This is a genomic window from Fibrobacter sp. UWR4 (assembly GCF_003149045.1).
Taxonomy (GTDB): Bacteria; Fibrobacterota; Fibrobacteria; order Fibrobacterales; family Fibrobacteraceae; genus Fibrobacter.
Map to the genome: position 1 here is coordinate 106,764 of NZ_QGDU01000007.1, position 10,508 is coordinate 117,271.

Sequence of the window (10,508 nt, forward strand, 5' to 3'; positions counted from 1 at the left end):
ACCCTATGAAGCATAGTTCAGAACTCTAGAAGAAGAATACCCCAAAGGACACATTGAAAATAAAGTGGGTCGTTTCACGAAATAGCCCGTTGTTCGCCTCCTCGGAATAAGGTTCTATCAGCAGGTACGAAGCCCTTACTTCCAGACGGCAAAGGAAATCAGCATCCTTCAAAAGCATGAAATCCCGACCATAACCAACGGATATCCTAGGAGGGAAAACAGCTTCACCATCGGATTCAAAATAGGTGTCGGAAATACTCAGGCGCAAGTAATCATCGTGTCCCGCTTCATCCAGACTATTGATGAAGAAAAATCTCCAGCTGACGCCCGCCTCGAACATTTCACCGCCAAAAAGCGTTCCCAGATATAAATCCAGGGAATGGCTCTTGTGAAGGCGGTACTCTACGGATAGATCTACGCCCACATCCGGAGAGTTCAGGTAAAAACCAACGTCAAAAGCGCCCCCCAAACGCAAGGGAGGAATTTCCCTGGCGGCCTTCTTGGAGGGAACGTCCTCTTCCAGGAAAAAACCTGCGAAGGCGGACACGGTAAAAGCCAGAATGACAAACAGCAGTCTCAACCTAAGCCCCTCAGACAAGATTACTGAAGCTTGGTGACCTTAGGATTACGGTCATCGTATTCCTGCAAAGTCTTGTAGCCTTCTTCAGCAAGAGCCACTTCCAGCTCCTTACGCATGGCATGAGCAGCCATCCAGCGGAAAGCCACCACGGAGTAGCACTGCACGGCATCCACCCCCAGCTTGATCAAGTCATAGATCTTGAAGCCATGGTCAATGCCACCACAGGCAATGACACTCATCTGGGGATAGTGTTCGCGAATGTACTTCACGTTCCACATCATGTTTTCATAAAGGGGACGGCCAGACATACCACCGCAGTCACCATCTGCACGAAGCGGAGTCAGGTCTTCAAACTTTGTCTGAACAGGTAATTCACTCATCTTCTTAGTCGGATAAGTGTTGCCCACAACAACGCCGTTCACGCCGCAACGGACCAGCATGTCCATGATGTTCACCAAGTGACGTTCAGAAAGATCCGGACTGATCTTTGCATACACCGCCTTGCGCAAGGTCTGGGAATTACGGAAATTCATAATTTCGGTAAAGATCTTTTCCGTAAGGGTCAAGTCCATATCCACGCGGGATTCGCCCGTATTGGGGCAGCTCACGTTGATTTCGATATAGTCGCCCGCCTTATAGGCGATGGAGAAGCTTTCCACCACATCCTTCAGCTTTTCGTTTTCATCCGTAAGGCCCGGGGTTTCGGCAACGGAAACACCCACGCACATGCCCACCTTGTGAGCCTTGGTCAGCTGCTGGTCCACACGGCTTGCAATCACTTCCACGCCTTCGTTATTCAGGCCCATGCTGTTATGGATAGCACGATCCTCTTCCAGGAAGCCAATTCGCGGACGATGAGTGTTACCTTCGCGATAATTACGGGTAGCGGTTCCAACGGAAATCCCCCCAAAGCCCATATTGGCGTAGTCGCAGATACGTTTTGCAGTCTTGTTGGCGCCAGCGGCAAGGATAATGGGGCAACCCAAATACAGGGAGTTGCTATGATCCGGGAAAGTAATGACCCTCTTCAAAGTCTTCCTCTTGTCCGGACGACCGCTCATGAAAGGAATAATGGGTGCGAATCTGGCAGCATGCTTCAGGGAATCATGTCTAAATTCCGGATTGTTGTGAAATACCTTTCGGATAAAAGCCAAAACTCGGTCACTAGAGCGCAGATAATATTCGTGATTGACGCATTTAAAAGCCATTTTAGGGATCCCTTTTTTAAGACAAGTGACTTTAATCACCATTGGGGCTAAACTCTGCCTATAAAGATATAAAATATCTGAAAGACAAATACATTCAACCCTTTCTTTACTATTTTCTATTTAGAAAAATAGAGTAAATTAAGAACGAAAAGTCCTATGGATCAACAACTTAAGAAGACTGTACACGATAATATGGCAAGCTATATCGAGCGCTTGTCCAGTCTTGTTCGTATCCCGTCCATCAGTTTTGACAACTTTGACCAGAAATACGTGCAGCATAGCGCAGAAGCGGTCAAGAGAATGTTTGAGGAAGCAGGCCTCGAGAACATCCAGTTCCTGACACCTGAAAGTGGTCGCCACACCGTCTATGGTGAAAGTTTGACAGATCCCACCAAGCCCACCATCCTGCTGTACGCCCATCACGACGTCCAGCCCCCCATGCGTGAGCACTTGTGGAACACCAAGCCCTTTGAAGCGACTCTCAGCGCCGATGGAGAACGTCTTTTTGGACGCGGCACTGCCGATGACAAGGCCGGCATCATTACCCATCTTGCAGCTCTCGAACTGGTCCGCGCATCCAAGAAGGAGCAGGGACCGAACCTGAAGTTTATCATCGAAGGCGAAGAAGAATCCGGAAGTGCAGGTTTTGCCCAGATCCTTCAGAAATACGCCCCTCTTCTGAAGTGCGACGCCGTGATTGTTGCTGACCTCGGAAACTTCGCCAAGGGAACCCCCTCCATTACCACCACCCTCCGTGGCATGAGCGCCATTTCCGTGGAACTGAAATCCACCAAGGCTCCACTCCACTCAGGATCCTGGTCCGGACCCATTCCTGACGTGGCTCAGGTTCTTTGTCGAATCATCGCGAGTCTCACCGACGGTAATGGCAACATTCTTATCCCCCACTTCGAAGACGGAATTGTCCCCCCCACTGCAGAGGAATTGGCATCCTACAAGAGCCTTGGCATGACAGAAGCGATCTTCAGAAATGATGGAGGCATCCTGCCGGAAACAAGGCTCCTGGTCCCCGAAGATGAAATTCTTCTGGCCAACTGGCGTAGGCCCTCCATTACCGTTACCGCTATGGAAGTGGGCAACCGCAAGAACGCAGGCAATGTACTACAGGACAGCGCCTATGCCCGCATCGGCATCCGTCTTGCGCCAGGCATGGACGCAGACCGCTGCACCGACCTGCTGGTTGATTTTATCAAGAGCCTGGTTCCCTACGGAATCACCTGTGAAATTGCAACTGAAGACGGCGCAAACCCCTTCGTCACGGACACCAGCCATCCCTTCTTCAAGCTGATGAGCGAGTCCATGGCAGCCGCCTACGAAAGCCCCACCAAGTTCATTGGGTGCGGAGCAAGTATTCCTGGAGCAGAACTGTTCCGCAACACCTTCGGTGACATTCCTATTCTACTTACGGGTCTTGAAGATCCGGAATGCAACGCTCACGGTGAAAACGAAAGTCTTTACCTACCCGACTTTGAACGAGGAATCCTGGCGGAAGCCCTGTTCTTTGAAGGTCTTTGCTAGGAGGATGCCATGAAAAAACGACTTGTTGTACTGACAGGCGCAGGCATTAGCGCAGAATCCGGACTCCGTACTTTCCGCGGCAACGACGGCATGTGGGAACATGAAAGCATCGAAGATGTTTGCACTCCCCGCGGCTACCAGCGTGACCGCAAGCGAGTGAAGGATTTTTACAACTTCCTCCGTAGAGGCTTGGCTGACCATCAGCCTAATGCGGCACACTACGCCCTGGTGGAGCTGGAACGTCGCCTTGGGGACGCATTCCTGCTGGTGACCCAAAACGTAGACGATCTTCACGAACGTGCCGGAAGCCGTCAGGTGCTCCATATGCACGGTTCCCTGAAGAGCCTCAGCTGCGAAAGAAATCCTATCCATCGTTTTAACTACTATACCGACGAAACCATGGATACCATCTGCCCCTTCTGCGGAGCAATGAGCCGTCCGGACATCGTATTCTTCGAAGAGACTCCTCACTACATGGAAGAAATCCAGCAGGCTCTTTCCGAATGCGAGGAATTCGTCTATATCGGAACCAGCAGCGTGGTTTATCCGGCAGCAGGCTTCAAGAGCTACGCACATTCCCACGGAGCAAAGGTCACCTGCCTGAACCTGGAAGTTCCTCTGAGCGACCCCTATACGGACGTCTGCATCGAGGGCAAAGCAAGCGTCATCGTACCAGAATGGTGCAAGAACTTCAAGTAGCATACTCGACTCAGACCTTATTTCAGGACAATCTGGCTAGGTCTGGTTTCAGGATAATTTGGCTAGGGCTAGTTTCAGGATAATCTGGCTCAGCAAAGGACTAAATCACCGGAATTGACATTTTAGTCCTTGATGAATGGTGCGGAGGAAGGACTAAAACATTGGATATGATTATTTAGTCCTTCGAGGAAAGCTGGAGGAAGGACTAAACACTGAATTTCCGCAAGTTTAGTCCTTACGTCGTCGTTTATCCAAAGGACTAAACACTGATTTTCAGAGGTTTAGTCCTTTCTTCTTAGTCCTTGCTTCTTAGCCCCTGCTTTTCTTAGTTTCCCGCCCCCACATCCGTCAAGGAAGCAAAGCAGAAGGCGCAATGACCGCACTTGTCTGACTTCGGGGGAAGTTCTGCTGAACGGCATTTGGCCTGAAGTTCAGGATTGCTTTGCATGCAACATTCGCAGCGATCGGCGAAGCGACAACCCGATACAAAATCCCGAGGATGGGGAACTGAACCGGGGATAGACTTCAAGTTTTTCATCTGGCTGTGGCTTTCGGGAATGGCGGCCAGCAAGCCTCTTGTATAGGGATGGAAGGGCTCGTTAATGACGTCATCCACAGCGCCCTTCTCCACAATGCGACCTGCGTACATGACCGCCACTCGGTCGGCGTACTGCGAGACGATACCCATGTTATGAGTAATGAGAAGGACTGCGGTACCAGACCTGGAAGCCATCTCCTTCAGCACGGCAAGCACCTGGGCTTGGACGGTCACATCCAACGCAGTGGTCGGTTCATCGGCGATAATCAGCTTAGGGTTTGCCAGCAGCGCCATGACGATGCATACTCGCTGGAGCATACCACCGGAAAGTTCATGGGGATAGGAATCCAGCACGCGATCAGGATCCGTAAAGCCCGCGGCCTTCAGTTGTTCACGAATCGTGGCGAGCGCATCACCAGAAATCTTCGAAGCGGAGGAATTGTACTTGAAGACTTCAAGCAGTTGCTTCTTGATAGGCAGCACAGGATTCAGAGCCTGCATGGGTTCCTGGAAAATACAGGCTATTTCAGAACCACGGATCTTCTGCAATTCAGCAATAGACAGTTTGACCAAGTCCACTGCACTGGAGTCTTCCTCAGAAGAGGAGCCGCTCTGAATGACGGAACGGTTAAAGAACACCTCGCCGCTGACAATCTGGGCACTGGGCTGAGGCAGCAGTCTCAAAATGCTCATGGCGGTTACACTCTTACCGCAACCAGACTCCCCTACCAAGGCAAAAAACTCGCCCTTGTGAATGTCAAAGGAAACACCATCGGTCACCTGCAGGGGACTCCCTTCCTTGCAGACGAATGTCCCCTTCTTACCTTTAGAAAATCCAAAGGCAACAGAAAGATTTCTCACCGATAGGACTGGAGCGACGTTCATAACGCGATGCATTTTACTCATAGCGGTCTCCGGACTTCGGGTCCATGGCATCGCGGACACCTTCCCCCACGAAGGTGGTTAAAAGCAAGGTAACGAAAAGCGCAAGGACGGTGCTGACGGAAATCCAGGGGGCATAAAGATTGTTCAAGCCCTGGCTCATGAGTTCCCCCCAGCTAGGAGTAGGAGGCTGCAGGCCAAAACCCAGGAAATCCAAAGAAGTCAAGCTACCGATACCGCCAATCAGAGTAAAGGGGAAAAGCGTCACCACTGGGGTCATGGCGTTTGGCAGAATTTCCTTGAAGAAAATGTGACGATGTCCAAGTCCCAGAACCTTGGCCGACTGGACGTAGGTCATATTACGCAATTTCAGGAATTCGCCACGCATGTAGTAGCTCAGGGAAATCCAGTTGAATGCGGCCATGATTAAAATCAGAAGCCAGAAACTGCGGCCGTAAATGCTGCCGATAAGAATCACCACGTAAAGCATGGGCAGCGAGGACCAAATTTCGATAATGCGCTGCATGCCCGTATCCCAGAACTTGCCAAGATACCCCTGAATACCGCCAATGACAATACCGAGAAACGTCCCCAGAACCGTCAAAAGCAAGCTAAAACTGATGCAAATTCTAAAACCGTGAATCAGTCGGGACAGCACATCGCGACCATTGCTATCCGTTCCCAACCAATGCTTACCGCTAGGTGCATAGGGAGGCGTTCCGTCATCGTCCAGATCAGCTTTCAGGGGATCGTGAGGAACAGGCGGCATGATAGTCCAGATATCATCGCAGTTCGAACCGGTAAAGCCATCGGCCTTGCATTCCTCTGCATCGGCAATCAACAAGGCGTAATCCGGTTCCGTCTCGTATGTGCCCCCAAAGTCCTTTTCGCTATAGCGGGCGAAGGCAGGGAAATAGGACTTACCGTTGAAATTCATGTACAGCGGTTCATCATTCACCGTCCAGGGGCTGGTAAGAGACAGCAAGTAAGCCACCATCAGAACGATCAAGGACCAGAAAGCGCGCTTGTTCTTGCGGAAGCGCTTCAGGCGATTTTTCGTTTCAGTGGTCAGGCGTACTTTCATTGTCTCGCAATATAGTAATTCAGTTTTTTCCCCTTACTTGACACAACGGACAGAAAAGCCGAAATCCTTGGGCTTGCTGGTATAGCTAAATGCCATGGATTTGTTGGTCAAATACCACACACGGGCGCTTCCACCGGGAATGCCATCCAGCTTGTCATCGGAAGTCCAGAAGAAGGCAAACTTTTCCTGATTGCCATAGGTGCCGTCATCGAAACGGTTACCGGCAGCCATGGCACCGAACTTCAAAGTGTCATTACCGTTGGTATTGCCTTTCCAGCCATAAGTGGTCTTGATCAGATAACCGGCATTGAAGTCCGCACCGGCGGCCGTCCAGAGGGATTCAAATTCCTCGTGGGACGGTAAGTGGAAACCGGCGGGGCACGCAACCTGGGCGGCGTCCCAGGTGTACAGCCTTCCGTAAGCGGCGCAGTTGTCTTCCTCATCTTTCAGGCAAAACGAGCCTTCGGAGTTGTAATTCAGATTATCCCCCAGCCAAGTCTTACCGGCAATTTTTACGGTTCTATAAACCTGCTTGTCTCGGGAATCCTTGACTTCATTTTTCTTGACTACCTTGGAAGCACCGAACGCAATGAACGGGAAAATCAACAAAAGCACTAAAACACGATGTAACGACATAAAACCCATGGGCTACAATATAATTATTGCAACAGAAACATTTTCCCTGCACAATACTATATTAGTGCTGAACGAAAAAGAATGTAATAGGAACACCTAGTGCGTAGACAAGATAACCAGAGAAACCGAGGTAACGACCCGGAATTCAACCGAGGGGCCGGTAGCCGAGGCGAACGAGGCCTTAAAGAAAACAAGGTTCAGAAAGAACGATGCATTCTGGTAGGCATAGCCACGCCAAAAATTCGTCCCTGGCTCGCTACAGAACAGCTGGCGGAACTTGGTCGCCTGGCAGAAACCGCCGGTGCCGAAGTGGTGCAAAGTTTCTTGCAGCGCGTTCAGCAGTTCAACGCAGCCACCCTCATTGGCGAAGGCAAGGTGAACGAAGTCAAGCGGGCGCTAGAAGAAAACGACGCCAAGATGGTGGTCTTCGACGACGACTTGTGCGGATCCCAGGTGCGTAACCTGGAGCAACGCTTGCCCGGCATCAAGGTGTTGGACCGCACCGGACTTATCCTGGATATTTTTGCAAAGCATGCGGTCACTGCCGAAAGCCGCCTCATGGTGGAAGTGGCCCAGCTGCAGTACATGATGCCCCGCCTGACAGGTGCGTGGACTCACCTATGCCGCCAGCATAACGGCGGTATCGGAACGAAGGGCCCTGGCGAAACCCAGCTGGAAACGGACCGCCGAATGATCCGTAAGCGAATCCAGGAACTGAAGAAGAAACTTGAAAAGATCGAGGACGCCCGGGAGCAGCAGGCCGAGAACCGCAACGACATTTTCCATCTGGGAATCGTGGGCTATACCAATGCAGGCAAGTCCACCCTCACCAACCGCCTGACCGGCGCCGACGTCTATGTGGAAGACAAGCTTTTCGCTACACTGGACAGCACGACCCGTAAACTGTTCCTGGAAGGCGAGAACATTATTTTGTCTGACACTGTGGGATTTATCCGCAAGCTCCCCCACAACCTGATTGAAACCTTCAAGAGCACCCTGGGAGTTGCCGCCCACGCCGACTGCATCCTTGAGGTGGTTGACGGAAGCGCCCCCGACTACCGGGAACATCTGGAAGTGACCCACAAGACGCTGCAGGGCATTATCAGCCCCGAAACGCCCCGCCTCCGCGTGTTCAACAAGGTGGAAACCTGCGACGAAACCCGCCGTAACGAACTGCTGGAAAATTATCCCGAGGCAATTCAGGTCAGCGCCAAGGAAAACATCGGCATGGAACGCCTTCGAGAAGCCTTCAAGGAACAGCTGGCCGCCTGGCACAAGAAGCGCGAAGCCGCTGCCGCCCAGATCAAGGAAGAAGTGGAATCGCCCTGGCCCGCCCACCCCGCCGAAAGCGTTTCCGACAAAAGCTTCAACAGCAACCGTAACGAAGACTGGAAAGAACCTGGGATTTACGAAGTCTAAAATCCATCAATACAAAAGGCCGCACCATTGAAGGTACGGCCCTGTTTTTTACTGCAACTATGCGTATTTTCAAGTACGTTTCCTGATTTGCTTTCCATCCTAAACTCCACCGGCATTCCTCTCCAATCATAGGAGATTTTCAGGGATTTGGAGCGGTCCTCGATGAGATTACCCTCGAAATCGTACACGAAGTTGTTTTTGATTTCACTTAGGTCCATGCAGGCCCAAGACAACTATACAAAAGAATCCTAAAATAAACAAAGAGCAAACACTTAACCAATATTTTGTAGGATAAGCTTTTCTGTGATAGAGATCAAAAAGGAAACTAAAACGATTCTCAACAATGGAAACTACACCATATACCAATGCAGCGCAACCAACACAAAAAGCACGAAATGATTCATATGGTTTCCACCCTTTCAAATAAGAAAAAAAGGCAATAATCAAAAGTATAGCACAGACTATTTTCACAGCAAGAGTTGTGATTCTCTTTTGGGATTTATATCTTTGTTCCAACCGTTTATTTAGCTCTCCGGATTTAAACTGTTCACAAATTAAATCATCAATTCTTTTTTCAATGACCACAACGCGTTCATCCGTTTTTTTTAATTTATGACGAAACAAATCTAACTCATCAAGAGTTAATTTTTGAACATCTTTTTCAAATTCCTTAAGATCATCTTTTACTGACTGCATTTCATCACTCCATTCTGTTATTAAGTCATCATGTTACTAATTACAAGCAACCCTAAAAAAACAGAATTACTCAATTGATATATCTTCAACAGCAACGTTCCCATCTGGGTCTACCACTACTATTGGGCTAACGCCATTCCCCGCATACAGATACGGACTGCTAAACTGACGGGCCGGATCCACAGAAATCCACAATCCAAGCATTGGATCCAGATATCTTGCGCCGAAGAAGTTCAGCTCGGTCTCGTCGTCACGTTCCTTGCGCTCACGGGTCTTGGACACGCGTCTGCCGGAACCGTCGTATGCCATCAGCACCCTGACACTGTCCCTACTGCAACTACGCGTATTCTCAAGTACATTTCCTGATTTGCTTTCCATCCTGAACTCCACCGGCATTCCTCTCCAATCATAAGAAATTTTCAGGTTCTTGGGCAAAACAGTGTAGTAACTCATCACATTTTTTCATATATTTACAGACATGGCAGATGAAGAACTGAAAAAATACAGGCTATCATCCATGGAGGAGCCTTCCGACGAAATGCTGGAAGCCCTTATGGAAAAGGTCGGTGCAGCAGCATGTGAATCTTCCCGCAAGGCAGAAGAGGCTATGGATCGTATGCGTGCAGAAGTCGCTTCAAATATCGCCCAGAAAAAATTACGTCTTGGTTTGCTATGAGCGGCTTGAATTCATACGCAAGGCAAAAGACGCCAGATTCTTCATACGATTTTTCTTTTCGTGACCCGCTACTACAAGTCACTAGCGAATGCTGCCGTCGCAATCTCCATAGTAGACAGAGCTTACATCTACGACAATTCCGTCGACAATCAGTTGCCTAAGCTGATTTGCAGAATGGTTGACGGAACCTTGTATAAACAGTACGCCGAGATATTGCCCAATTGGGTTCAGGAACTGCTGTAATCAAGGCACTGTAACTTTGAAAGGGCCGCACCGATGAAGGCGCGACCCTGGTTTTTGTTTCTACTTATGGATCCCTTTGTTTTTCGGAGGGATTACAACCCTCTTATTAAATCACGCCATAGTCCACCTTTTTATCAGCTTTTATGCAGTAAACACACCAAGAAGATCCAATAACGAGAATAATATTCCCAAAACAGGGAAAATAAGCATTAAAATGAGGCATCATCAACATGTGTGGAAGCATTTAGGCAGCCTTGCTAGATGATTCTCTCGATTCCGATTCCCATTCGTAGGCTATCTTTACATCTACA

12 protein-coding genes are annotated in these 10,508 nt (G+C 49.6%); 5 read left to right on the plus strand and 7 right to left on the minus strand.

Annotation, left to right across the window (positions count from 1 at the left end; genetic code table 11):
- Nucleotides 1-25: 25 nt before the first annotated feature.
- Complete coding sequence (locus BGX12_RS04410) at nt 26-580, minus strand: hypothetical protein (protein ID WP_109734876.1); 555 nt, start codon at nt 578-580, stop codon at nt 26-28.
- A 20-nt stretch (nt 581-600) separates the two neighbouring features.
- Nucleotides 601-1,788, minus strand: coding sequence for a dihydroorotate oxidase (locus tag BGX12_RS04415; protein WP_109734877.1), 1,188 nt, complete (start codon nt 1,786-1,788; stop codon nt 601-603).
- Between the two features lie 156 nt (nt 1,789-1,944).
- Between BGX12_RS04415 and BGX12_RS04420 the strand changes: the two genes are divergently transcribed.
- Both BGX12_RS04420 and BGX12_RS04425 read left to right on the plus strand, forming a co-directional pair.
- Nucleotides 1,945-3,324 (plus strand): M20/M25/M40 family metallo-hydrolase, encoded by a 1,380-nt coding sequence (locus BGX12_RS04420; protein ID WP_109734878.1) that lies wholly within the window; start codon nt 1,945-1,947, stop codon nt 3,322-3,324.
- Between the two features lie 9 nt (nt 3,325-3,333).
- The gene (locus BGX12_RS04425) at nt 3,334-4,023 is read left to right on the plus strand and encodes an NAD-dependent deacylase (RefSeq protein WP_109734879.1); all 690 of its coding nucleotides are present in this window, start codon (nt 3,334-3,336) and stop codon (nt 4,021-4,023) included.
- 325 nt (nt 4,024-4,348) lie between these two features.
- Here BGX12_RS04425 and BGX12_RS04430 read toward each other — a convergent pair whose 3' ends face one another.
- The 3 genes from BGX12_RS04430 to BGX12_RS04440 are packed head-to-tail and all read right to left on the minus strand — an operon-like array spanning nt 4,349 to nt 7,142.
- Nucleotides 4,349-5,467, minus strand: coding sequence for an ABC transporter ATP-binding protein (locus tag BGX12_RS04430; RefSeq protein ID WP_233246251.1), 1,119 nt, complete (start codon nt 5,465-5,467; stop codon nt 4,349-4,351).
- Complete coding sequence (locus BGX12_RS04435) at nt 5,460-6,527, minus strand: ABC transporter permease (RefSeq protein WP_109734881.1); 1,068 nt, start codon at nt 6,525-6,527, stop codon at nt 5,460-5,462. Before BGX12_RS04435 ends, BGX12_RS04430 begins: the two co-directional genes overlap by 8 nt.
- Nucleotides 6,528-6,560: 33 nt before the next feature.
- The gene (locus BGX12_RS04440; RefSeq protein WP_158278164.1) at nt 6,561-7,142 is read right to left on the minus strand and encodes a fibrobacter succinogenes major paralogous domain-containing protein; all 582 of its coding nucleotides are present in this window, start codon (nt 7,140-7,142) and stop codon (nt 6,561-6,563) included.
- A gap of 120 nt (nt 7,143-7,262) precedes the next feature.
- On the opposite strand from BGX12_RS04440, the gene hflX reads away from it, so the two are divergent.
- On the plus strand, nt 7,263-8,582 hold the full coding sequence (gene hflX, locus BGX12_RS04445) for a GTPase HflX (RefSeq protein ID WP_109734883.1): 1,320 nt from the start codon (nt 7,263-7,265) through the stop codon (nt 8,580-8,582).
- Nucleotides 8,583-8,786: 204 nt separating this feature from the next.
- Here hflX and BGX12_RS04455 read toward each other — a convergent pair whose 3' ends face one another.
- Both BGX12_RS04455 and BGX12_RS15460 read right to left on the minus strand, forming a co-directional pair.
- Nucleotides 8,787-9,278 carry a hypothetical protein gene (locus BGX12_RS04455; RefSeq protein WP_109734885.1) on the minus strand — a complete coding sequence of 164 codons (492 nt, stop codon included), beginning with the start codon at nt 9,276-9,278 and terminating at the stop codon, nt 8,787-8,789.
- Nucleotides 9,279-9,344: 66 nt separating this feature from the next.
- Nucleotides 9,345-9,587: an RHS repeat-associated core domain-containing protein gene (locus tag BGX12_RS15460; protein WP_158527086.1), complete on the minus strand. Its 243-nt coding sequence runs from the start codon at nt 9,585-9,587 to the stop codon at nt 9,345-9,347.
- A gap of 169 nt (nt 9,588-9,756) precedes the next feature.
- Here BGX12_RS15460 and BGX12_RS04465 point away from each other — a divergent pair, with 169 nt between their 5' ends.
- Together BGX12_RS04465 and BGX12_RS04470 are read left to right on the plus strand one after the other, a co-directional pair.
- Complete coding sequence (locus BGX12_RS04465; RefSeq protein ID WP_109734887.1) at nt 9,757-9,954, plus strand: hypothetical protein; 198 nt, start codon at nt 9,757-9,759, stop codon at nt 9,952-9,954.
- 60 nt (nt 9,955-10,014) lie between these two features.
- On the plus strand, nt 10,015-10,197 hold the full coding sequence (locus BGX12_RS04470; RefSeq protein ID WP_109734888.1) for a hypothetical protein: 183 nt from the start codon (nt 10,015-10,017) through the stop codon (nt 10,195-10,197).
- The last annotated feature ends 311 nt before the right edge of the window (nt 10,198-10,508 follow it).

Bases quoted from the DNA above. Each gene is read 5' to 3' on its own strand.
- BGX12_RS04415 (WP_109734877.1), bottom strand. From the start codon at position 1,788: ATGGCTTTTAAATGCGTCAATCACGAATATTATCTGCGCTCTAGTGAC.
- BGX12_RS04420 (WP_109734878.1), top strand. From the start codon at position 1,945: ATGGATCAACAACTTAAGAAGACTGTACACGATAATATGGCAAGCTAT.
- BGX12_RS04425 (WP_109734879.1), top strand. From the start codon at position 3,334: ATGAAAAAACGACTTGTTGTACTGACAGGCGCAGGCATTAGCGCAGAA.
- BGX12_RS04430 (WP_233246251.1), bottom strand. From the start codon at position 5,467: ATGAGTAAAATGCATCGCGTTATGAACGTCGCTCCAGTCCTATCGGTG.
- BGX12_RS04435 (WP_109734881.1), bottom strand. From the start codon at position 6,527: ATGAAAGTACGCCTGACCACTGAAACGAAAAATCGCCTGAAGCGCTTC.
- BGX12_RS04455 (WP_109734885.1), bottom strand. From the start codon at position 9,278: ATGCAGTCAGTAAAAGATGATCTTAAGGAATTTGAAAAAGATGTTCAA.
- BGX12_RS15460 (WP_158527086.1), bottom strand. From the start codon at position 9,587: ATGGCATACGACGGTTCCGGCAGACGCGTGTCCAAGACCCGTGAGCGC.
- BGX12_RS04465 (WP_109734887.1), top strand. From the start codon at position 9,757: ATGGCAGATGAAGAACTGAAAAAATACAGGCTATCATCCATGGAGGAG.